We start from the raw sequence: 22,709 nt of genomic DNA, 5'->3' as shown, positions 1-22,709 counted from the left end.
AACGTCGTGAATACGGAAATCGATGCCACCCGTCCCGCGCTCGGCGCCGCCGGCCTGCTGGGCCGCCTGCGTGCGCTGCTGCGCATGGGGCCGGCCGGCGGCCGTGTCGGCACGCTGAGCCGGCTCGCGATCGACGGCCTGCCCGATGCATGGACGCAACTGGAAGCGGGCGGCCTGTACGCGATCTACGCGGCCGGCGGCACGCCGGCGTGCGACGCGCTCGTGTGGGAGAGCGCGCGGCAGGCGCGCACGCGCGACGTCACGGTCGTGCTCGCGCGCGACGCGGCGCGCGTCGCCGAACAAATGGAGGCGCGCGGCTTTGCGGGCGGCGTGCAGCCGGCCGGCTGGCCGCGCAACCTGAGCGTGCTGGCGATGCCGGCGGCGGCCGAGCCGGCCGATGGAGAAGGTGCCGGCGCGGCCGGCGCCGCACCGCGCCGCGCGGCGCCGGGCCCGTTCGCGCGGCTGACCGGCGGCTTGCGCGCGATGAAGCGCTACGGTTTTCGCGCGCGTTCGCTGTATTTCGTCGAAGGCGCGCAGCGCTGGTTCAGCTGGGACGATCCGGGCGTGCTTGCCGACGAAGCGCAGGCACTTGCCGCCTGGTGCCGTACGCGCCGCATCGCGCTCGTGCTGCTGCTCGATCCCGAAGCGGCGCGTGCGGGCACCGAGGTGCGCACTGACGATCCGCCGCTCGTGCGCGGTGCGGATCGCGCGCCGCGCAGCGGTTTCCATGGCGTCTTCTCGGGCGTCGCGCAGATGCAGCGCACGCACGGCGAACTGCTGTGGATCGTCGATTTCTGGCGCGCGGGCGACACGCTCGCGGCCGGCGAGGTGCGGCCGCTGCGTTTCGCGCCGGGCGGCCGGCTGTCGGCGAGCATCGATGGCGGCGCGACCGAGCCGGCGCGCCGGATGAAGCTCGCGATCGACGAGGATCGCGTCGTCGTCAGTCGCGCGGTGCTCGACGGTGCGAACCGCGCGCCCGGCGACTGGGAAATCGTCGACGACAACGCGGCCGTCGTCGCGGCCTGCGCGCATGCCCAGGCCGCGACCGCGGTGCTCGTATTCCGCTCGCATGCACAGCTCGAAGCGTTGTGCGCGGACGTGCACGCGCTGCGTCGGCAGTGCGGCGGCGCGCTGAAGATCGCGGTCGTCGAGCGTGGCGGCGAGGTGCTGCGCCAGCAGTTCGAGATGCTCCTGCTGAGCGTCGGCGCGAACCGCGTGGTCGCGCGCGACCTGCCGGTGTCGCGGATGCAGGCCGCCGTGCACGCGCTGCGCGGCCAGCTCTATGCACGGCCCGTCGCGGCGGACTATCGCGCGGCGCTTGCGGCCGCGCTCGGCGATTCGGTGCTCGGCTATCTGCCGGTCGGCGCGTTCTGCCTGCGGACTCGCGCGGTGCTCGATCGTGGCGCCGTGCTCGCGCTGCCGCACACGCTCGCGAAGATCGCGCTGCTGCCGGGCGTGTCGCACGTCGACGCGCTGCGGCACTGCCGGCCGCGCCGCGCAGGCGACGTCGTGACCGCCGATCCAGGGCACCTGTACATGTTCCTGTTCGCGTGCGAGCCGGTCGACGCCGAAGACGCGCTCGCACGGATCTTCGACGTGCCGGTCGACACGCTGTCCGATCGCGTCGTGTGCCTCGGGCGGGGCAGCATCGACACGGAGCTCGATGCGCTGAAGGCCGAGAACCGGCGCGCGCCGATCGCCGACTACAGCGACCTGTTCGCGCTCAAGCAGCCGGTGGGCGCGGCGAGTGCGCCGGCGGTATCGGCACGCGCGGACAGCGGTGCGGCGGCGGACGAAGCGCTCGACGTGGCCGATGCGAACGGAACCGCGATGCACCGCGACGCGCAGCCGCAAACCGCGGATGCGGACGCAGACGCGCCGGCACCGCTGCCCGCCATTTCCGCCAACCCCGCCGCGCGAACGCGCAGTGCCATCCGCAGCGCGATGCCGCTGCGCAAGCCGGAGGGCGCATGATCGCCGAACTCGTCATCGGATTCGTCGTCGGCATCGTGATCGCGGTGCCTGTCTGGATCGTCGCGCAGCACCTCGGCATCGGCCGCGGCTTTCAGGCGCCGCGCGGGATCGACCGGCGCGACGCGGTGCCGTGCGAACTCGTGCCGGTTGCGCTGCGCGGGCGGCTGCTGCCCGATGCCGAACCCGGCGCCGAGCGCGGCGACGAGGCGGCGCGATGAAGACGATCGCCATTACATCGACGACGGGCGGCGCGGGCCGCACGACGCTCGCGGCCGCGCTCGCGGTGCTGCTCGCGCGCCGCGGCCGGCAGGTCGTCGCCGTCGAGTTCGATGCGCAGAACCTGATGGGCGCGACGCTCGGCCTCGACTCGCTGGCCGGGCACGGCCTCGCGCAGAGCGTGCTCGGCGGCGCCGAGCCGTGGCACGCGCATACGTGGCGCAATGCCGACGGCGTGCTGTTCGTGCCGTACGGGCAAGTCGACGCGGCCGGCGCGGCCGCGTGCGATGCGCGGCTCGCTGCCGACCCGGCATGGCTGTCCCGCGCGCTCGACGAGATCGCGCTGCCGGCCGATGGCGTCGTGCTGGTCGACACCGCGCGCTATCCGTCGCCGCAGGCCGAGCAGGCGATTCGCCGCGCGGACCTGACGCTCGTCGTCGTGCCGCCCGAACCGACCGCCTGCGCGACGACGGCAGCGCGGCTCGGTGCGCTGCGTGCCGGCGGCGGCGAACTGCAGATCGTCGTGAACCGGCTGAATCCGGCACGCGACATGCAGCGCGACGCGATCGCGATGCTGCGCGCGGTCGCGGGGCCGGCGTCGATGCTCGAACAGCGGATCCACGTCGACGCCGCCGTGCCCGAAGCGCTTGCGCGAGGCAGCTGGATTTTTGACGACGCGCCGTATTCGCAGGCGTCGCACGACCTGAACGGTATCGCGAACTGGGTCGATGCGTGGCTGGCGGCGGCAGCAGCCGGTCGCACCGGAGCGGCGCGATGAAGGCCGCCTTCGCGCCCCGGCTGCGCGCGTTCGGCCGCCGCGCGGCCGACTGGTTCGCGCGCGGCATCGGATTGCCGGCGGAGCGCACGCTGCTCGACTGGGTCGTGCGGCTGTTCTTCCACGCACCGCCGCCGGGCCGGCCCGATCCCGTGCGCCGCCGGGCGCGCGCCGCGTTCCTGCGGCTCGCGCACGACTGGGGCGTGCTGCAGCCGCTCAGCCCGCGCGAATGGCTGTGGCGCTCGATCGTGCGCGCGCCGCGCGCGGCCGACGGCCGGCCCGCGCGCGATCCGCTCGCGTGGTTCGATACGTTCGTCGTGCCGGTCTATGTGGCCGGGCGCGCGGTCGGCCGGCGCATCGACGCGATGCTCGAACGCCTGCCGTGGGCGCGCTGGGGCAGCTGGCTCGATGCGCGCGCAAACGGCGTCGGCCGGCGCCGCTGGCTCGCGCCGCTGCTGCTCGTGGCCGGCGCGCTGCTGTGGGCCGCGGCCGGGATGTCGCCGCTGATGCCCGGCGCGCAGTTCGCGTTCTTCGCGATCGTCGCGGTGCTGGCGCTCGCGCTGCGCCGCCTGCCGGGCCACCTGCCGACGCTCGCGCTCGCGTCGCTCGCGCTGCTCGCGGCGGTGCGCTACGTGTGGTGGCGTACGACGCAGACGCTCGACTTCCGCAGCCCGGTCGAAGCGGTCGCCGGCTACCTGCTGTACGGCGCCGAAGCCTATACGTGGATGATCCTGCTGCTCGGCTTCGTGCAGACCGCGTGGCCGCTCGACCGGCCGATCGTGCCGCTGCCCGACGATCCCGACGCCTGGCCGACCGTCGACATCTACATCCCGACCTACAACGAGCCGTTGTCGGTCGTGAAGCCGACCGTATTCGCCGCGCAGAGCATCGACTGGCCGACGGCGAAGCTGCGCGTCTACCTGCTCGACGACGGCCGGCGCCCCGAGTTCGCGGCGTTCGCGGCCGAGGCCGGCATCGACTACCTGACGCGCGACGACAACCTCCACGCGAAGGCCGGCAACATCAACCGCGCGCTGCCGAAGACGCACGGCGAATACATCGCGATCTTCGACTGCGATCATGTGCCGACGCGCTCGTTCCTGCAGACGACGATGGGCGTGTTCCTGCGCGACCCGAAGTGCGCGCTCGTGCAGACGCCGCACCATTTCTTCTCGCCCGATCCGTTCGAGCGCAACCTCGGCACGTTCCGCGAGATCCCGAACGAGGGCAACCTGTTCTACGGGCTCGTGCAGTCGGGCAACGATCTGTGGAACGCGACGTTCTTCTGCGGATCGTGCGCGGTGCTCAAGCGCAGCGCGCTGGAAGAGGTCGGCGGCGTCGCGGTGGAAACCGTGACCGAGGATGCGCATACGGCGCTCAAGCTGCACCGGCGCGGCTATACGTCGGCGTACCTGCCGACCGTGCAGGCGGCCGGCCTCGCGACCGAAAGCCTCGCGGGCCACGTGAAGCAGCGCACGCGCTGGGCGCGCGGGATGGCGCAGATCTTCCGCATCGACAATCCGTTCCTCGGGCGCGGGCTCGGCTTCATCCAGCGGATCTGCTACGGCAACGCGATGCTGCACTTCTTCTACGGGATTCCGCGGCTTGTGTTCCTGACGATCCCGCTCGCGTACCTGTTCTTCCACCTGTACTTCATCAACGCGTCGTCGCTCGCGCTCGCGAGCTACGTGATCCCGTATCTCGTGCTCGCGAACGTCGCGAACTCACGAATGCAGGGGCGCTACCGCCATTCGTTCTGGGCCGAGGTCTACGAATCGGTGCTCGCGTGGTACATCGCGCTGCCGACCACCGTCGCGTTCTTCAGCCCGAAGCACGGCAAGTTCAACGTGACCGACAAGGGCGGCAAGATCGACGAAGGTTATGTCGACTGGTCGACGTCGAAGCCGTATCTCGTGCTGTTCGCGCTGAACGTGCTCGCGATCGTCGCCGGCCTGTGGCGGCTGGTGGCCGACCAGGGCGACGAGGCGTCGACGATCCTGATCACGCTCGGCTGGACCGTGTACAACCTCGCGATGCTCGGTGCGGCGCTGGCCGTCGCGCGCGAGACCAAGCAGGTGCGCGTCACGCACCGGATCGCGATGCGCGTGCCGGCCACGCTGCTGCTCGCCGACGGAACGACTGCCGCGTGCTTCACGAGCGACTACTCGACCGGCGGTCTCGGCCTCGAAGCCGTGCCGGGGCTGCCGCTCGCCGTCGGCGACACGCTGACGGTGTGCGTGACGCGCGGCGACCGGCCGTTCCCGTTCCCGGTGCGCGTGAGCCGCGTGACGCCGACCCACGTCGGCGTGAGTTTCGATGCGCTGACGCTCGAACAGGAGCGCCAGCTCGTGCAATGCACGTTCGGCCGCGCGGATGCGTGGCTCGACTGGCACGAAGGCACGCGCGTCGACACGCCGCTCGGCGGGCTGAAGGAAGTGCTGCGCATCGGCGTGGACGGTTATGTACGGATGTGGAAGGGTGCGGCGCGCGGCCTGCAGGCCATGCTGGCGCCGAAACTCGATCGGGCGCGCGACTGACGCGGCGCTCATCATGGAGTGGGTTAGATGGCGTTCTGGAATCTGTATTTCATCCTTAAGTTCGCGCTGTTCGCGACCGGGCACCTGCAGCCGCTGTGGCTCGCGAACCTCGCGTTCGCGGTGGCGCTCGCGGCGAGCGCGCCGGTGCGGCGGCGTGCATGGCGCATCGTCCGGCAGCTCGCGGCGATCGCGATCGCGGTGCCGCTGCTCGCGCGCGAGATGCATGCGCCGCCGCTCGCACGCCTCGTCGAGGCCGCGCGCGAAATGAGCACGTTCCGTCTCGACTACTGGATGGAACTGCTGCCGCGCCTGCTGCCGCCCGTGCTGGTGCTGACGGTGGCCGGCGCGCTGATCGTCTATTTCATCGTCAACCGCTGGCTGCGCGTCGCGACGTTCGTGCTGGTCGCGCTGATCGTGATGCCGCTGTGGCAAGCGGGCAGCGGCTTGATGGCGCGCGTGGTCGCACCGGCCGCGCAGCAGGCGAACGCGCCGGGCACGACGACGACGGGGCGCGCCGACCAGCCCGAGGACCACAACGCCGCGCTCGCGACGTTCCGCGCACAGGAGTCGCAGCGGCAGGTCGCGTTCGGCCATCTCGGCAACGATCCGGCCGCGCAGTTCGACGTGATCGTGCTGCACGTCTGCTCGCTGTCGTGGGACGATCTCGATGCGGCGAAGGTGCGCAATCACCCGATGCTGAGCCACTTCGACTACCTGTTCACGAACTTCAGCACCGCCGCGAGCTACAGCGGCCCGGCGGCGATCCGCGTGCTGCGCGCGAGCTGCGGGCAGGAGGCGCACGAGGACCTGTACAAAGCCGCGCCGCAGCAGTGCCATCTGTTCGCGCAACTCGCGGGCGCGGGTTACACGGTGCAGTCGCTGCTGAATCACGACGGCCATTTCGACAACTTCCTGCAGGTGATCCACGACAACATCGGCGCGGCCGACGCGCCGATGGTCTCGAACGCGGCCGCGCCCGTCGCGATGCACGCGTTCGACGGCTCGGCGATCAAGGACGACTACGGAACGCTCGCGAACTGGTATGCGCAGCGCGGGGCGGTGCAGGGGCCCGTCGCGCTGTACTACAACACGATCAGCCTGCACGACGGCAACCGCGTGGTCGGCAGTTCGCTGACGAGCATCGACTCGTATCCGCAGCGCGCGACGAAGCTGATGAGCGACTTCGACCGTCTCGCCGACCTGATCGCGCAATCGGGCCGCCGCGCGGTGATCGTGTTCGTGCCCGAGCACGGTGCCGCGTTGCGCGGCGACAAGAACCAGGTCGCCGGCCTGCGCGAGATCCCGACGCCGCGCATCGTGCACGGGCCGGTCGGCGTGCGGCTGGTCGGCTTTGCCGGCAACCATGGCGCGACGACCGTGATCGAGCAGCCGACCAGCTTCCTCGCCCTCGCGCAGCTGCTGTCGAACCTCGTGTCGAACAGTCCGTTCAAGCCGGGCGCGACGCTCGCGCAATACGCGGCGGACCTGCCGCGCACGCGGATGGTCGGCGAGAACGAGGGCACGGTGACGATGCAGACGGCCGCGGGCTACGCGGTGAAAACTCCGGATGGCGTATGGATCGACGAACAGTAATTCTTCCCGGTGACGGCGACGACGATCGCCTGTCGCAGCCGAACGACGTGCTCGGCCTCGCGCGGCATCTTCCCGCGCTGGACCCTGAACGGTATGTCGACGAGCAGGCGCGGCGCGCGTTCGTCGAAGCGCTCGATCGCTGGCCGACGCTCGCGAAACTGATGGGATTGAAGCGGTAAACGAACGACGGCCGGCATGCGTGCCGGCCGTCGCCTGCCTGTGAGCGAACCTGCCTATTCTGCCGGCCGCACCCTGCGTTCCGGCTGGCGCGTCCATTCGTCTTCCTCGCCCGGCACCTTGCCGAAGGTCTGCGCGGCCCATGCCGCGCGCGCCGCTTCGATCTTCGCGCGCTCGCTCGACACGAAATTCCATTCGATGAAACGCTCGCCCGGCAGGTGTGCGCCGCCGAGCAGCATCACGCGCGCGCCGTTCGCGCTGGCGAGCGCGATGGTTGCGCCCGGTTCGAGCACGGCCATCGTCGCGGGGGCGAGCGGCGTGCCGTCGATGGTGAGGTCGCCATCGACGAGATACACGCCGCGCTCGTCATGCTCCGCATCGAGCGCGAGCTGGCCGCCTGCCGCGAATTCGGCATACGCATAGAGCGTCGGCGAGAACACGGCGACCGGCGACGCGAGCCCGAACGCGGTGCCCGCGATCACGCGCACGCTCGCGCCGTCGCGCGTGAACGACGGCAGCGTGTCGGCCGCGTGGTGGACGAACGCGGGCGCGGTGTCCTCGTGCTCGACCGGCAGCGCGACCCAGGTCTGGATCCCGTGGACCGGCTGCTCGCGCGGGCGGTCCTCGTCGGGCGAGCGCTCCGAATGCACGATGCCGCGGCCGGCCGTCATCCAGTTCACGTCGCCAGGCACGATCTTCTGCCGGAAGCCGAGGCTGTCGTGATGCATCAGCGAGCCGTCGAACAGGTAGGTGACGGTCGCGAGCCCGATGTGCGGATGCGGCAGCACGTCGATGCCGCGGCCGGCCGGCAGCACGGCCGGGCCCATCTCGTCGAAGAAGATGAACGGGCCGACGAGGCGCGCGGCGCGCGCGGGCAGCACGCGGCGCACGACGAGGTTGCCGATGTCGCTTTCGCGCGGCGTGAGCAGGGTCTTGATCGATGCGGACATGATGGGGATCTCGTGGTCGAGGCGCTAGGCGATCAGGCGATCGCCGTGTCGATCGTGATCGGATGCGTGAGGATCTTGTGTACCGGGCACGCGTTCGCGATCTGCAGCAGGCGCTCGCGCTGCTCGCCGGACAGGTCGCCCTCGAGCGTGATGCGGCGCACGATCGTGCTGCCTGCGCTGCCCGATTCGTGCGCGAGCTTCACGTGCACTTCGGCGAGCGGCCAGCCCTTGCGTTGCGCATACATCTTCAGCGTGATCGCGGTGCAGGCGCCGAGGCTCGACAGCAGCAGCGCGACGGGCGTCGGCGCCGCATCGCCGCCGCCGAGCGGCGCCGGTTCGTCGGCACGCCACTGGTGGACGCCATCGCTGAAGTGGACCAGGTAATCGACCGAGCCGATGCTCGCTTCGACGGACAGTTCGCTCATTGCAGTTCCATGGGGGAAAGGGGAGGGCCGGCGGCGTGGCCGGACGTTACGGTTCGAGCAGCCGCTGCAGCCGCAGTTCCTCGAAATCGAGCTCCGATTCGATCCGGTGCAGCACCGTGTCGTCGACCTTGCCGTCGCGATGCAGGTCGAGCAGTGCCTGGCGCGACACGCCGACGAGTTCGAGTTCGACGCGCAGCATCCGCGCGCGCATGTCGGCCGGTTCGGCGCCATGCCGATGTGCGCGTTCGTTGAACGTGACGCGGTTCCGGTATTCGGCGAGCAGGCGGTCGAGCGAAGGGCGCTCGAGGTTCGACCCGCGCTGCTCGAGCGCGTCGAGTTCGGCGAGTGCCGCGCCGAACGTATGCGCGCGCACCGCGTGCTCGGACATCGTGTGCCGCGCGGCCGGGCGCAGCTTCAGCACGCGGATCAGCGGCGCGAGCGTGCCGCCCTGCACGACGAGCGTCGCGATGATCAGCAGGAACGTGCTGAACAGGATCAGGTCGCGGCCGGGGAAGTTGCTCGGCAGCGCGATCGCGGCCGCGAGGCTCACGACGCCGCGCATGCCCGACCAGCCGAGCACGACCGCTTCGCGCCACGACCACCGCGCATGGCCCGCGCGCGGCGCGCGCAGGCGTCCGGGCAGCCACATCGCGACGAACACCCACACGACGCGCGCCCCGATCGCGGCGGCGGTGGCGGGCAGCGCGACGCGCAGGCCGGCCATCAGCACCGCGCCTTCGTGGTTCACGCGCGCGAGGATCGCGTGCAGCGCGAGACCGATCAGGATGAACACGAGCGCGTCGAGCACGAACACGATCGCTTCCCACGTCGCTTTCGCCTTGATTCGCAGGTCGGCGTCGAACACGCGATGCTGGCGCACGCCGAGCACGAGGCCGCAGGTCACCACCGACAGCACGCCCGAGCCGTCGACGGCTTCCGCGATCCCGTAGCTGCCCCACGCCATCGCGAAGGTCACGACGATGCCGAGCATCGGGTCGCGCAGGCGCGGCAGCACCCAGCACATCGCGTGGCCGCATGCGAGGCCAACCGCGATGCCGATCAGCGTCAGCGAGAAGAACAGGCCGGTGGCGCTCGCGGCCGTGATCGACACGGCGAGCGCGGCCGACACGGCCATCTGGTACAGCAGCAGGCCCGATGCATCGTTGACGAGGCTTTCGCCTTCGAGCACCGCGACGAGCCGCGCAGGCAGCGGGTAGCGCTGCAGGATCGCCTTCGCGGCGACCGCGTCGGGCGGCGACACGATCGCGCCGAGCGTGAAGCACGCGGCCCACGGCAGCGCCGGGTTTGCCGCATGCACGGCCACGGCGACCGCGACGGTCGTGAACGCCACTGCGCCGAGCGCGAGCGACGCGATCGATGCGAGCTCCTGCCTGAATTCCTTCCACGCGGTGTAGAACCCGCTCGACATCAGCAGCGGCGGCAGTACGGCCGCGAGCAGCAGCGCCGGGTCCATGTCGGGCACGCGCTTGCCGGCGACCGCCACCGCGCAGCCGCCGAGCAGCAGCACGACGGCCGGCGGAATCGAGATTCGTTCGGCGAGCCACGTGAGCGCGCCCGCGCCGCAGATCAACAGCAGCAGGTAATGGAACAGCTCGACGTTGGTCATGCGCGGCCTGCGGCGACGGTGTGCATCACGACGGCTTGCGGTCGTTCGCGGCGCCGCCCGGCAGCGCGCCGAACATGTGCTGGCTGCATTGCGCGTCGCGCCACGCGGTATTAAGCCGGTGTCCGGAAAGCATCCGGCGCGCGACGGGCAGGATCTGTTCGCCGGCCAGCATGCCGAGCAGGCCGGTGAGCGCGATGATCGGCGGCGCCGGCGAATTCACGCCGAGCGCACCGTAGATGACACCGGCGAGGATGCCGGCGAGCAGCGACAGGAAATACGGTTTCATGGTGAGCATTCCGTGATGGCCGATGGGCGGCGCAGGGCACGCCGTCAAGATCCCGAAAGCGTATCGGGTTTGCGTGAAGAAAAAAAGGGCGGGCGGCCTCGAACGGGTATCGATTCCGGAATCGGATCGATTCCGTTTCTTGGGTGTTCGCGCCGCGCGTTTGCAGATTAAATACTGCGAGCCGGATGACGATCCCGATCCGGCGCAATTCACGCCCGGCGCCTCCCGTTTCGACGGTCGAGGCAGGCCCTCCTTTTTCCGTTCACAGGACGACACGCGCCATGAGCAACCCGAAGCTTGAAGTACTCACCCCCAGAACAGCCAGCTGATCTTCATCGACCAGCAGCCGCAGATGGCGTTCGGAGTGCAGTCGATCGACCGCCAGGCGCTGAAGAACAACGTCGTCGGGCTCGCGAAGGCCGCGAAGGTGTTCAACATCCCGACCACGATCACGACGGTGGAATCCGAGAGCTTCTCGGGTCACACCTATCCCGAGCTGCTCGACGTGTTCCCGAACCAGAAGACGCTCGAGCGCACGTCGATGAACTCGTGGGACGACCAGAAGGTGCGCGACGCGCTTGCCGCAAACGGCCGCAAGAAGGTGGTCGTGTCGGGCCTGTGGACGGAGGTCTGCAATACGACGTTCGCGCTGTGCGCGATGCTCGAAGGGGACTACGAAATCTACATGGTCGCCGACGCATCGGGCGGCACGTCGCAGGCCGCGCACGATTTCGCGATGCAGCGGATGGTGCAGGCCGGCGTGGTGCCGGTCACGTGGCAGCAGGTCCTGCTCGAGTGGCAGCGCGACTGGGCACACCGCGAGACTTACGACGCCGTGATGGCGATCGCGAAGGAGCACTCGGGCGCGTACGGGATGGGCGTCGATTACGCGTACACGATGGTCCACAAGGCGGCCGAGCGTACGTTGACGCCGCACGAGTCGATCCCGCCCGTACCGGCGAAGTAACGGGCCGCCCCTGCCGCGATCGTCGCGATGGACGCGGCGATCGCCTGCCGTCGGCCGCCGCGGGTTCAGGCCACCGGCAGCGCCCACGGCGCGTGCGAGAAGTGTTCGGCGAGGAACTCGAGCAGCACCGTCACGCGCGCGGCGCGCAGCATGCCGGGCGGTGTGACGAGGTTGACGTTGATGTCGGCGATCTTCCAGTCGCCCATTACTTCCTCGAGCTCGCCGCGCTGCATCTCTTCCCACACCAGGAACTCGGGCTGCAGCGCGAGGCCGTGTCCGGCGACGAGCGCGGGGACGATCACGTCCGCGTTGTTGGTGCGGATGCGGCCGTGCACGGACACGCCGACCTCCTCGCCCGATGCCGGGTGACGAAAGCGCCAGTGCTCGGGCGTCGGCAGGTTCGTATAGGCGAGGCACACGTGCTGTTCGAGCTCGCGCGGGTGCGCGGGGCGGCCGCGCCGGTCGAGATACGCGGGCGCTGCGACGAGCGGCCGGCGCACCGCGCAGAGCCGGCGCGAGCGCAGCGACGAATCGCTGAGCTCCGCGATGCGGACCGCGACGTCGAAGCCGCCGGACACGATGTCGACGATGTGATCGGTGAGCACGAGGTCGATGTCGACGCGCGGGTAGCGCTCGAGAAACGCGGGCAGCACCGGTGACAGATGGCGCACCCCGAACGACATCGGCGCATTCACGCGCACGAGGCCGTGCGGTTCGAGCGCGTGCGCGGACGCTTCGCTCTCGATCAGCTCCGCATCGGCGAGCAGGCGGATCGCGCGGTCGCGCAGCAGTTCGCCGGTCGGCGTGAGCGACAGCTTGCGCGACGTGCGGTACAGCAGCATCGCGCCGAGACGCTTTTCCAGGCGCGCGATCGCCTTCGACACGGTCGGTTGCGACACGCCGAGCAGGTCGGCGGCCTTCGCGAACGAACCGGTTTCCGCGACACGGGCAAAGATGGCCCAGGCTTCGAGATCAGGAAGGTGTTGCATGGTCGGAACGGGGGGCAGGGAAGCGAAACCGGTTCGGCGGCAGCGGGTCGTGCCGCCGATGCGATGCACCGCGAAGGCGGGCGCTCGATGCAGCTGATTCTAATCCGGCCAGGGAGAAAAATCGTTATGGAATCTTATCTACTTTCGTTGGGCGCCGGCGTGCTGATCGGCGTCGTGTACAGCGTGATCAAGGTGCGCTCGCCGGCACCGCCGCTGATCGCGCTGGTCGGCCTCGCCGGCATGCTGATCGGCGCAGGCGGCATCGCGCCGGTCCGTCACTGGCTCGGCTTCTGACCGCATCGAGGACACTTCATGAGCGCAATCGATACTCAACCCGATCTCATCCTGCACAACGGGCGCATCACGACGCTCGATCGTGCGAACCCCGTCGCCACCGCCGTCGCGATCAAGGACGGCCGCTTCGTCGCGGTCGGCGGCAATGCGGAGATCGTGCCGCTCGCGGGCCGCGCGACGAAGGTCGTCGATCTCGACGGCCGCGCCGTGCTGCCGGGCCTGATCGACAACCACTGCCACGTGATTCGCGGCGGCCTGAACTACAACATGGAGCTGCGCTGGGACGGCGTTCCGTCGCTCGCGGTCGCAATGGACATGCTCAGGCGGCAGGTCGCGATCACGCCGGCGCCGCAATGGGTGCGCGTGGTCGGCGGCTTCACCGAGCACCAGTTTGCCGAGAAGCGCCTGCCGACGATCGAGGAACTCAACGCGGCCGCGCCCGATACGCCGGTGTTCATCCTGCACCTGTACGACCGCGCGCTGCTGAACGCGGCCGCGCTGCGCGTGGTCGGCTACACGAAGGATACGCCCGAGCCGCCGGGCGGCACGATCCTGCGCGACGCCGCGGGCAATCCGACCGGGCTGCTGCTCGCGAACCCGAACGCGACGATCCTCTACGCGACACTCGCGAAGGGGCCGAAGCTGCCGTTCGAATACCAGTACAACTCGACGCGCCACTTCATGCGCGAACTGAACCGCCTCGGCGTGACGGGCGTGATCGATGCGGGCGGCGGTTCGCAGAATTATCCTGACGATTACGAGGTGATCCGCAAGCTGCACGACGCGGGCGAGATGACGATCCGGATCGCGTACAACCTGTTCACGCAGAAGCCGAACGCCGAGAAGGAAGACTTCGTGAACTGGACCAAGAGCGTCAAGTATCACGACGGCACCGACTATTTCCGCAACAACGGCGCGGGCGAGATGCTGGTGTTCTCGGCGGCCGACTTCGAGGATTTCCGCGTCGCGCGTCCCGATCTGCCGGCGCAGATGGAAGACGATCTCGAAGGCGTCGTGCGCGTGCTCGCACAGAACCGCTGGCCGTGGCGCATGCATGCGACCTACGACGAAACGATTAGCCGTGCGCTCGACGTGTTCGAAAAGGTGAACCGCGAAATTCCGCTCGACGGGTTGAACTGGTTCTTCGATCATGCGGAAACGATCTCGGAAAAATCGATGGATCGAATCGCGGCGCTCGGTGGCGGTGTTGCGGTGCAGCACCGGATGGCGTACCAGGGCGAATACTTCGTCGAGCGCTACGGCGCGCAGGCGGCCGAAGCGACGCCGCCCGTCGCGAAGATGCTCGACAAGGGGCTCAAGGTCTCGGCCGGCACCGACGCGACGCGCGTCGCGTCGTACAACCCGTGGGTGTCGCTCGCGTGGCTCGTGACGGGCAAGACGGTCGGCGGGTTGCGGATGTACCCGCAGCGCAACCTGCTCGATCGCGAGACCGCACTTCGGATGTGGACCGAATACGTGACGTGGTTTTCGAACGAAGAGGGGAAGAAAGGGCGCATCGCGGTCGGGCAACTTGCCGACCTGATGGTCCCGGATCGCGATTTCTTCACATGCGCGGAGGACGATATCGTGGATACGACCGCATTGCTGACGGTGGTCGGCGGCAAGATCGTATGGGGCGCGGGGCCGTTCGCGTCGCACGATGCGCCGATTCCGCCCGCGATGCCGGACTGGTCGCCGGTGCGCGAGTACGGCGGCTACGGCGGCTGGGGCGCGACGCAGCGCAACGGCGCACCGCTGCAGCGTGCGGCGGCCGCCGCGATGTGCGGTTGCGCGAGCGCATGCAACGTGCACGCGCATGCGCATGCGAGCGCATGGGGCAGTGCATTGCCGACGTCGGACGCGAAGGGCTTCTGGGGCGCGTTCGGTTGTTCGTGCTGGGCGGTCTGATATGGCGGCCCCGATCAACTCCGGCGGCTTCGCCAACCCGGCGTGGGTCCGCGCGCTGCTGGCGCAGCCGTGGGTCCTGCCGCTCGTGCGCCTCGCGCTGGTGTCCGCCTACCTGATCGGCGGCGTCGCGAAGGCGCTGGATTTCGACGGCGCGGTCGCCGAGCAGGCGCATTTCGGCCTGCATCCGCCCGCGTTCTGGGCGGCGCTCGCGATCACGGTCGAGATCGCCGGCTCGCTGTGCGTGGTATTGAACCGCTTCACGTGGCTCGGCGCCGGCGCCCTCGGCATGCTGACGCTGGTCGCGATGGCGGTGGCGAACGACTTCTGGAACCGCACGGGCGCCGAGCATTTCATGGCGCTCAACAGCTTTTTCGAGCATCTCGGGCTGATCGCCGCACTCGTGCTCGCGACCGTGCTCGCCGATGCGAAGCATCCGGCCGGCGACGGCCGTACCACTCGATGACGATGAAACAACAAGGAAATCCTGTGATGAAAACGATTCGTTCCGCCTTGCTCGCGCTTGCGATCGCCGCCGGCCTCGTCGCGGCGCCGGCGTCGTACGCAAAGCCGCCCGTGCCGCCGGCGGCCACGCCGACGCTTGCCGTCGGGCCGCAATACGACACGACGCACGTATACGTCGCCCCCGAGGATTTCGATCGCTTCACCGACAGCTTCGTCGCGACGTTCGGCGGCAGCAAGTCGAAGCAGGGCGTGTTCCAGGTCACGCCGACCCCGAGCCAGACGATGTCGCAACTCGTATTCACGCCGGCGGGCACGATCTCCGTGTTCGGCTTCAAGACGCCCGTGCCCTGGCCGTTCGGCGCGGAGCGCACGGGTTATCTCGTCACCGACATGGATGCGGCGATGAAGGTGGCGCGCGAGCATGGCGCGGAAGTGATCGTCGACACGTTCCCCGATCCGATCGGCCGCGATGCGGTGATCGCGTGGACGGGCGGCGTGAAGATGCAGCTGTACTGGCACACGCAGGCGCCGAACTACGCGGCGCTGCAGACGATCCCCGAGAACCGCGTGTATGTGTCGCCGCAGAGCGTGCGCAAGTTCGTCCATGATTTCGTCAAGTTCTCGAACGGCAAGGTGGTGTCCGACAACCTCAAGGCGCCCGGCATCGAGATCGGCCGGCCGAACGACACCTATCGCCGCATTCGCATCACGTCGGGCTTCGGCAAGATGACCGTGCTCGTGACGGACGGCCAACTGCCGTACCCGTACGGACACGAGATGACCGGCTACGAAGTGCCGGATCTGGCCGCGACGCTGAAGCAGGCGCAGGCCGCGGGCGTGACCGTGCTGGTGCCGTCGTATACGGCGGACGGGCGCGATGCGGCGCTCGTGCAGTTCCCGGGCGGCTACGTCGCCGAGATCCACGCGAGCGCGGCGCGATGAAGCACGAAGACACGATCCTTTCCGCGGTGGCCGGCTTCGTCGATACGCTGAGCTTCGTCGCGTTGTTCGGGCTGTTCACCGCGCACGTGACGGGCAACTTCGTGCTGATCGGCGCGGGCGTCGCGGGGTTCGGGCAGGGCATCCTGCTGAAGCTCAGCGTGTTTCCTGCGTTCGTGTGCGGCGTCGTCGCGAGCAGCCTGATTGCGCGCGCGCTTTCCGCGCGGCCCGCATGGCAGGGCGCGCGAGCCCTGCATACGGTGCAGGCCGTACTGCTGCTCGGCTTCTGCGCGGCCGGCGTGTGGGCGACGCCCGTCACGCAATCCGACAGCCTGCCGGTGCTGGTGGCCGGTTTCGTCGGCACGTTCGCGATGGGCGTGCAGAACGCGCATCCGCGCGTGATCGCGCGCGCCGGCGTGCCGAACACGGTGATGACCGGCAACGTCACGCAGGCGATCCTCGATGTCGTCGACCTGCTGTCCGCCGGCACGGCCGACAGCGTGCGCACGACGGCACGCGCGCGCTTCGCGAAGATGCTGCCGGCGATCGTCGCGTTCGCGCTCGGCGCGATATGCGGCGCGCTGGGTTTTCGCCAAGTCGGGTTCTGGGCGCTGCTTGTGCCCGCCGGCACGCTCGCGGTGCTGGCGGCATGCGCGGGGGTGTCCGCCCGTACCGGCACGCAGGAGCATGCATGATCGTGCGGCATAGAGGGACGCGTCGCGATCGCGGCGGGCGAGCGGGCCGGACCGATGCACGCGGTCGCGAATGGACGGCCGCGACCATCGGGCAGCGTGCCGTGACGACCCGAGGCAGCCGCTTCGACCGGGTTGCCCGCGCGTCGGTTGTCGCGGGGCTGCTGCTCGCGGGTGCCGATGCGGCGTTCGCGGACACGGCGACTGCACCGGCGGCGGCCGACAGCGCACCCGCATCGACGTGCACGGCCAAGCGGCCGACCGTGCTGTTCAACCGCTGGCAGGAAGACTGGTCGGTGCTCGCGAATCCGTGCGTGCCGCGCGCGCCGCTCGACGGGTTGAAATACATCCCGCTCGGCAACGATCCGTCCTCCTATCTTTCGCTCGGCGTGAACCTGCGCGAGCGCCTCGAGACCAACGACGCGCCGTTGTTCGGGATCGGCTCCGCGCAATCGGACACGTACCTGATCCAGCGCGTCGAAGTGCATGCCGATGCGCATCTCGGCCAGCACTGGCAGTTCTTCGTGCAGTTGCAGGACGACCGTGCGTTCGGCAAGAACACGATCTCGCCGGTCGACAGGAACCCGCTCGATCTCGAACAGGCATTCGCGACCTACACGGGGGCGCTCGGCGGCGGCACGTTCAAGTTCCGCGTCGGCCGGCAGGAGATGGCGTTCGACTTGCAGCGTTTCATCGCCGCGCGCGACGGCCCGAACGTGCGGCAGGCGTTCGATGCGCTGTGGGCCGACTACGAATATCAAAAGTGGCGCTTCATCGCGTATGCGACGCAGCCCGTGCAGAACCGCACCGTGTCCGCGTTCGACGACGTGTCGAACCGCGACCTCACGTTCAGCGGCGTGCGCTTCGAGCGGCAGGCGGTCGGGCCCGGCGACCTGTCGGGCTACTGGTCGCGCTACAACCGCAGCAATGCGCGCTTTCTCGATGCGAGCGGCGCCGAACGCCGCGACGTGTGGGACCTGCGCTACACGGGCACGCAGGGCCGCTTCGACTGGGATCTCGAAACGATGCTGCAGACGGGGACGGTCGGCAGCAGCTCGATCCGTGCGTGGGCGCTCGGCTCGATCGCAGGCTACCGGCTCGACGCACCGTGGTCGCCGCGCGTCGCGCTGCAGGTCGATGCGGCTTCGGGCGACCGGCATCCGCACGACGGACGCATCGGCACCTTCAATCCGCTGTTTCCGAACGGCTATTACTTCACGCTCGCGGGCTTCACCGGTTACTCGAACCTGATCCACGTGAAGCCGTCGGTGACGCTGAAGCCGTCGCCGAACCTGGCGCTGCTCGGCGCGCTCGGTTTCCAGTGGCGCGAGACGACCGGCGACGCGGTCTACCAGCAGGGCAACGCCGTGGTGCCGGGCACGGCCGGCAAGGGCGGGTTGTGGACGGGGATGTACGTGCAGCTGCGGGCCGACTGGACGATCGCCGCGAACCTGATCGGCGCGATCGAAGCCGTGCATTTCCAGGTCGGCGACGCGATCCGGCAGGCGGGCGGACACAACGCCGACTATGTCGGCGTCGAGCTCAAGTACGGCTGGTGACGAAGGGGCGCGACAACGGCACGCACTCGTGAAAAAAGGGCGGCCATGAAGCCGCCCTTCGTTCGTCCGGGCCGGCCGCGCCGCCGGCCCGTTCGTCGCGATGCCGTTACAGGTTCGGCGACAGCGTGAGCGCGTTGGTCAGGTCGCCCATCGGCTGCGCGCCGTTGGCCTTCAGCGCGTCGTCGCGCTGTTGCAGGCCCGCGAGGCGCGGCAGCGAGTAGCGGCGCGTGATGAAGCGCAGGATCGAGCCCGTGTCGTACTGCGTGTGGTCGACGAAGCCCTTCTTCGCATACGGCGACACGATCAGCGCCGGAATGCGCGTGCCCGGACCCCAGCGGTCGGCGGTCGGCGGCGCGGCGTGATCCCAGAAGCCGCCGTTTTCGTCGTACGTGACGACCACGACCATGTTCTTCCACTGCGGGCTCGCCTGCAGGTGCGCGATCACGTCGGCGATGTGCTGGTCGCCCGACGTGACGTCCGTGTAGCCCGGGTGCTCGTTCAGGTTGCCCTGCGGCTTGTAGAACGTCACCGCCGGCAGCGCGCCCGCGTCGATCGCCTTGATGAACTCGGCGCCGTTCGCGCCGCCGTCGAGCAGGTGCTGCGCGCGGTTCGCGGTGCCCGGCGCCTGGTTCGCGAAGTAGTTGAACGGCTGGTGGTGCGGCTGGAAGTTCGGCGTCGACAGGTCGGCGCCGTAGATCACGTTCGACGTGCCGTTCTGGCTCGCCTGCAGCGCCTGGCCCCACGCGCCGCTATACCATGCCCACGACACGTTCGCATTGGTCAGCAGGTCGCCGATGTTGGTGGCCGTCTGCGGCGGCATCGTCGACGCGTTGGCCGGGTCGGCGAGCAGCGGGTCGCCGCCCGTGGCCGCCTTGTTGCCGCTCGGCTGATACGGCGGCTGCATCGTGTTGACCGCGAAGAAGTCGGGTGTGATCGCGCCGTCGTTGACGAACTTCGGCGGGCCGCTCAGCGCGGACGCGGGCGAATTCGCGGCGACCTTCAGCGACTTGCCGTCCGCGTTCAGGACGGCGATCTTGCCTGCCGCGGGGCTCGTGTTCGCGTTCGCATAGAACGGCGCGCACGCGCAGATCAGGTACTGGTGGTTCAGGAACGAGCCGCCGAACGCGCCCATGAAGAAGTTGTCGGCGAGCACGTACTGCTGCGCGATCTTCCACAGCGGCAGCTTCGACGGGTCCGGCGTGTAGTGGCCCATCGTCAGGCCGCCGGCATCGGTCCACGCGGCGTACATGTCGTTCTTGCCGCCGTTGATTTGCATCTGGTCCTGGTAGAAGCGGTGCACGATGTCGCGCGTCGCGATGCTCATCGGCTGGTTGAAGCCTTTCGGATCGTCGATCGCGAACGGCGCGTTCGGCAGGTTCGCCGTCATCGCCTCGGTGAGCGCCGGCGTGATGCCGGTCGCGGTCAGACCGCCCCAGACCTTCGGCAGCGTCGCCATCGTCGAGCCGTCGCGATCCTTCTGCACCGAGTTCGCGGCCGTCGCGTTCTGCAGACCGTTCGCGCCCGGGAAGTTGCCGTACAGGTTGTCGAAGCTGCGGTTTTCCGCATAGATCACGACAACGTTCTTGACGGCCGACAGGCCCTGTTGCGTGACGTCGTCGCCGCCGCAGGCGGTCAGGCTGAGCGCGGCCGCGAGGGCGATCGGCGTATAGCGAATCCAGGCGTGCTTCTTCATGCGATGTTCTCTCTTTCGTCGTTGGTCGCGTGTGGGAACCGGGTTGGCGTAGTGCCGGCGCGACAGGCGCCGGGCGCCGACCGGCTGCGCGCATTATCTGGAACCCGTTTGACAGGCGGGTGTAGGGGCGCTTTCAATTGACTGTCGGCGGAACGTCACGCGATGGTCACGGAACTGACATAAGCTCCGGCCGATTGCCCACCGCTACCCATAGAACGACGATGCCCACCACCCCGAAATCCTTTGCGTCCGCGCGATCGTTGATCCAAGCCGCGGCGGCCCTGGCGCTGGCTGCCGGGCTCGCGGCGCTGGCCGGTTGCGATGCGCGTCCCGGCGCGAGTTCGCCGGCCGCATCCGTCGTGCCGGCCGCCCAGGCCGCGCCGGCGGTCGCGCCGGCCAGCCAGCCGCAGACGCGTGCGCAGGTGTTCGAGGGCGTGAAGCAGATGACGGCGCTCGGCAAGCAACTGTTTTTCGATCCGTCGCTGTCGGGCTCCGGCAAGCTCGCGTGCGCGACGTGCCACAGCGCCGAACATGCGTTCGGGCCGCCGAACGCGCTGTCGGTGCAACTCGGCGGCGACGACATGCATCGCACCGGGTTCCGCGCGGCGCCGTCGCTGAAGTACTTGCGCGGCATCCCGCCGTTCAGCGAGCACTTCCACGATTCGCCCGACGAGGGCGACGAAAGCATCGACGCGGGCCCGACCGGCGGGCTGACCTGGGACGGCCGCGTCGACACGCGCGACGCGCAGGCGCGCATTCCACTGCTGTCGCCGTTCGAGATGAGCAGCTCGCCGGCGCGGGTTGCACAGGCGGTGCGCGCGGCGCCGTATGCGGACGCGTTCCGCAAGGCATTCGGCGAGCGGGTGCTCGGCGACGATCAGGCCGCCTTCGACGCGGTGTTGCGTGCGCTAGATGCGTTCCAGCAGCAGCCGGCGCTGTTCGATCCGTACACGAGCAAGTACGACGCGTACCTGGCCGGCCGCGCGCAGCTCACGCCCGCCGAGCTGCACGGTCTGCAACTGTTCAACGACGAGAAGAAGGGCAACTGCGCGAGCTGCCACATCAGCCAGCGCACGCTCGAAGGCGGCCCGCCGCAGTTCAGCGACTTCGGGCTGATCGCGATCGCGGTGCCGCGCAACCGCGCGCTGCCCGTCAACCGCGACCCGCGCTTTCACGATCTCGGCGCGTGCGGCCCCGAGCGCACCGACCTGAAGGGCCGCGACGAATTCTGCGGGTTGTTCCGCACGCCGTCGCTGCGCAACGTCGCGCTGCGCAAGACGTTCTTCCACAACGGCGTGTATCACTCGCTCGAGGACGTGATGCGCTTCTACGTCGAGCGCGACATTCATCCGGAGAAGTTCTACCCGGTCGTGCACGGCAAGGTGCAGATCTACGACGACCTGCCGAAGCGCTACTGGCCGAACATCAACCGCGAACCGCCGTTCGACCGCAAGCGCGGCGAGCAGCCGGCGCTGAACGCGGCCGAGATCAAGGACGTGATCGCGTTCCTGGGCACGTTGACTGACGGATATCAACCCGGGTCGACGCAGGCGGCCCGCTAAAAGCGTCGCATGCGGCACGCATGCTATGCTCGCTCGCTGACGGGCGTGGCGCGTGCCGGTTCGCCGGCATGCGCCGCGCCGTTCGATCGAACATCCAAGGAGAACAACATGTCGATGCGTGCATCCCTTTCCGTCGTCACGCGTGTGCTGGCCGGCGCCGCGTGCGTTGCCGCGATGCTGCCCGCCCACGCGCAGAACAACCTGAACTTCCTGAACGACACGCCGCTCAGCTATTTCAGCAAGGCCGACACCGCGTCGCTGTCGAAGGCTGCCGCGAAGGTGCGTGACGAAGGCAAGGACGGCGAGACGACGACGTGGCAGAACAGCGGCAGCCGCACGCAGATCGAAGCGAAGCTCACGCCGACCACGACCGAGACGGACGGCAAGACCTGCCGCGAAATCACCACCGACATCACCGCGAAGGGCCAGTCGATGACGCTCAAGCCGGTCTACTGCAAGACGGCCGCGGGCAAGTGGCAGTTGCAGAAGCGCTGAGCACGCGTGTGATGAAGCGGGGCGACGCGCCGCGCACGGTGTCGTGCGGCGTCGTGATCCTCGATGCGGCCGGCCGCGTGTTCCTCGCGCACGCGACGGATACCACGCACTGGGATATCCCGAAGGGGCAGGGCGAGCCCGGCGAGACGCCGGCCGACGCGGCGCTGCGTGAGCTGCTCGAGGAAACCGGCATCGAATTCGCGCCGGCCCGGCTGCTCGATCTCGGCCGCTTCGCGTACCGGCACGACAAGGACCTGCACCTGTTCGCGGTGCAGGTGGCGGACGGCGAGATCGATCCCGCGCTGTGCACGTGCACGTCGCTGTTCCCGAGCCGTCGCGACGGTTCGATGATTCCCGAGATGGATGCGTATCGCTGGACCGCGCCGGGCGATATCGACACGTATGCGAGTCGCAGCCTCGCGCGCTTGTTCCGCACGAAGCTGTCGCTCGCGGAACTGCATCGGCGGTTGTCGGGCGCATGAAGGAACGCGCTGGCTTCCGCCGCTGCGTTGCATGGCTCCGCTTCGATGCATGCAATAAAAAGGTTCATCGCAGGAAACCGTGGAGCCTTGGAGAGCGATTGCGTAAC

General features: G+C 69.2%; 22 protein-coding genes and 1 pseudogene. 17 read left to right on the top strand and 6 right to left on the bottom strand.

Going from position 1 to position 22,709, the window contains the following annotated elements; genetic code table 11:
* The first annotated feature begins 6 nt into the window (after window positions 1-6).
* From bcsE to DM992_RS14570, 6 genes are read left to right on the top strand one after another with little or no spacing between them, the layout of a single operon-like run.
* Window positions 7-1,974, top strand: coding sequence for a cellulose biosynthesis protein BcsE (gene bcsE / locus DM992_RS14595; protein WP_111017313.1), 1,968 nt, complete (start codon window positions 7-9; stop codon window positions 1,972-1,974).
* Window positions 1,971-2,192, top strand: a complete 222-nt coding sequence (locus DM992_RS14590) for a hypothetical protein (protein ID WP_111017312.1) — start codon at window positions 1,971-1,973, stop codon at window positions 2,190-2,192. The genes bcsE and DM992_RS14590 overlap by 4 nt, the downstream gene beginning before the upstream one ends.
* Window positions 2,189-2,968, top strand: a complete 780-nt coding sequence (gene bcsQ / locus DM992_RS14585) for a cellulose biosynthesis protein BcsQ (RefSeq protein ID WP_111017311.1) — start codon at window positions 2,189-2,191, stop codon at window positions 2,966-2,968. The genes DM992_RS14590 and bcsQ overlap by 4 nt, the downstream gene beginning before the upstream one ends.
* Window positions 2,965-5,502, top strand: a complete 2,538-nt coding sequence (bcsA, locus tag DM992_RS14580) for a UDP-forming cellulose synthase catalytic subunit (protein ID WP_111017941.1) — start codon at window positions 2,965-2,967, stop codon at window positions 5,500-5,502. The genes bcsQ and bcsA overlap by 4 nt, the downstream gene beginning before the upstream one ends.
* A 27-nt stretch (window positions 5,503-5,529) precedes the next feature.
* On the top strand, window positions 5,530-7,095 hold the full coding sequence (bcsG, locus tag DM992_RS14575) for a cellulose biosynthesis protein BcsG (RefSeq protein ID WP_111017310.1): 1,566 nt from the start codon (window positions 5,530-5,532) through the stop codon (window positions 7,093-7,095).
* Window positions 7,077-7,274, top strand: a complete 198-nt coding sequence (locus DM992_RS14570; RefSeq protein WP_111017309.1) for a hypothetical protein — start codon at window positions 7,077-7,079, stop codon at window positions 7,272-7,274. Before bcsG ends, DM992_RS14570 begins: the two co-directional genes overlap by 19 nt.
* Window positions 7,275-7,328: 54 nt before the next feature.
* On the opposite strand, the gene DM992_RS14565 is transcribed toward DM992_RS14570, so the two are convergent.
* The 4 genes from DM992_RS14565 to DM992_RS14550 are packed head-to-tail and all read right to left on the bottom strand — an operon-like array spanning window position 7,329 to window position 10,560.
* Window positions 7,329-8,222 carry a pirin family protein gene (locus DM992_RS14565; protein WP_111017308.1) on the bottom strand — a complete coding sequence of 298 codons (894 nt, stop codon included), beginning with the start codon at window positions 8,220-8,222 and terminating at the stop codon, window positions 7,329-7,331.
* A 32-nt stretch (window positions 8,223-8,254) separates the two neighbouring features.
* The gene (locus tag DM992_RS14560; protein ID WP_034183342.1) at window positions 8,255-8,647 is read right to left on the bottom strand and encodes an OsmC family protein; all 393 of its coding nucleotides are present in this window, start codon (window positions 8,645-8,647) and stop codon (window positions 8,255-8,257) included.
* Between the two features lie 46 nt (window positions 8,648-8,693).
* Window positions 8,694-10,274: a sodium:proton antiporter gene (locus DM992_RS14555; RefSeq protein WP_111017307.1), complete on the bottom strand. Its 1,581-nt coding sequence runs from the start codon at window positions 10,272-10,274 to the stop codon at window positions 8,694-8,696.
* 25 nt (window positions 10,275-10,299) lie between these two features.
* Entirely contained in the window at window positions 10,300-10,560 is a 261-nt protein-coding gene (locus DM992_RS14550) for a XapX domain-containing protein (RefSeq protein WP_072435775.1), read from the bottom strand.
* Between the two features lie 22 nt (window positions 10,561-10,582).
* Between DM992_RS14550 and DM992_RS41685 the strand changes: the two genes are divergently transcribed.
* Together DM992_RS41685 and DM992_RS14545 are read left to right on the top strand one after the other, a co-directional pair.
* On the top strand, window positions 10,583-10,861 hold the full coding sequence (locus DM992_RS41685) for a hypothetical protein (protein ID WP_162631660.1): 279 nt from the start codon (window positions 10,583-10,585) through the stop codon (window positions 10,859-10,861).
* Window positions 10,842-11,527: pseudogene (locus tag DM992_RS14545) on the top strand (hydrolase). Before DM992_RS41685 ends, DM992_RS14545 begins: the two are co-directional and overlap by 20 nt.
* Before the next feature lie 65 nt (window positions 11,528-11,592).
* On the opposite strand, the gene DM992_RS14540 reads toward DM992_RS14545, so the two are convergent.
* Window positions 11,593-12,516: a LysR family transcriptional regulator gene (locus DM992_RS14540; protein ID WP_111017306.1), complete on the bottom strand. Its 924-nt coding sequence runs from the start codon at window positions 12,514-12,516 to the stop codon at window positions 11,593-11,595.
* Between the two features lie 126 nt (window positions 12,517-12,642).
* Here DM992_RS14540 and DM992_RS14535 point away from each other — a divergent pair, with 126 nt between their 5' ends.
* From DM992_RS14535 to DM992_RS14510, 6 genes are all read left to right on the top strand, one after another.
* Complete coding sequence (locus DM992_RS14535; RefSeq protein ID WP_111017305.1) at window positions 12,643-12,810, top strand: DUF1427 family protein; 168 nt, start codon at window positions 12,643-12,645, stop codon at window positions 12,808-12,810.
* Between the two features lie 18 nt (window positions 12,811-12,828).
* Entirely contained in the window at window positions 12,829-14,718 is a 1,890-nt protein-coding gene (locus DM992_RS14530) for an amidohydrolase (RefSeq protein WP_111017304.1), read from the top strand.
* 1 nt (window position 14,719) lies between these two features.
* Window positions 14,720-15,181 (top strand): DoxX family protein, encoded by a 462-nt coding sequence (locus DM992_RS14525; protein ID WP_111017303.1) that lies wholly within the window; start codon window positions 14,720-14,722, stop codon window positions 15,179-15,181.
* Between the two features lie 26 nt (window positions 15,182-15,207).
* Entirely contained in the window at window positions 15,208-16,122 is a 915-nt protein-coding gene (locus tag DM992_RS14520) for a glyoxalase (protein WP_111017302.1), read from the top strand.
* Entirely contained in the window at window positions 16,119-16,814 is a 696-nt protein-coding gene (locus tag DM992_RS14515) for a YoaK family protein (protein ID WP_111017301.1), read from the top strand. Before DM992_RS14520 ends, DM992_RS14515 begins: the two co-directional genes overlap by 4 nt.
* Before the next feature lie 101 nt (window positions 16,815-16,915).
* Window positions 16,916-18,370, top strand: coding sequence for an alginate export family protein (locus tag DM992_RS14510; protein ID WP_239511286.1), 1,455 nt, complete (start codon window positions 16,916-16,918; stop codon window positions 18,368-18,370).
* 106 nt (window positions 18,371-18,476) lie between these two features.
* Here DM992_RS14510 and DM992_RS14505 read toward each other — a convergent pair whose 3' ends face one another.
* Window positions 18,477-20,063, bottom strand: a complete 1,587-nt coding sequence (locus tag DM992_RS14505) for an acid phosphatase (RefSeq protein ID WP_162631659.1) — start codon at window positions 20,061-20,063, stop codon at window positions 18,477-18,479.
* Between the two features lie 221 nt (window positions 20,064-20,284).
* On the opposite strand from DM992_RS14505, the gene DM992_RS14500 reads away from it, so the two are divergent.
* The 3 genes from DM992_RS14500 to DM992_RS14490 all read left to right on the top strand — a co-directional run bounded on the left by DM992_RS14500 (window position 20,285) and on the right by DM992_RS14490 (window position 22,602).
* Window positions 20,285-21,625, top strand: coding sequence for a cytochrome c peroxidase (locus DM992_RS14500; protein ID WP_111017299.1), 1,341 nt, complete (start codon window positions 20,285-20,287; stop codon window positions 21,623-21,625).
* Between the two features lie 108 nt (window positions 21,626-21,733).
* Window positions 21,734-22,120 (top strand): RT0821/Lpp0805 family surface protein, encoded by a 387-nt coding sequence (locus tag DM992_RS14495; protein WP_111017939.1) that lies wholly within the window; start codon window positions 21,734-21,736, stop codon window positions 22,118-22,120.
* An 11-nt stretch (window positions 22,121-22,131) separates the two neighbouring features.
* Window positions 22,132-22,602: an NUDIX hydrolase gene (locus DM992_RS14490; RefSeq protein WP_111017298.1), complete on the top strand. Its 471-nt coding sequence runs from the start codon at window positions 22,132-22,134 to the stop codon at window positions 22,600-22,602.
* Window positions 22,603-22,709: the final 107 nt, after the last annotated feature.

The organism is Burkholderia sp. JP2-270 (assembly GCF_003233675.1).
GTDB lineage: Bacteria > Pseudomonadota > Gammaproteobacteria > Burkholderiales > Burkholderiaceae > Burkholderia > Burkholderia pyrrocinia_C.
Note: the sequence above shows the minus strand (reverse complement) of the source record. Positions and strands in the feature narration are given on the sequence as shown.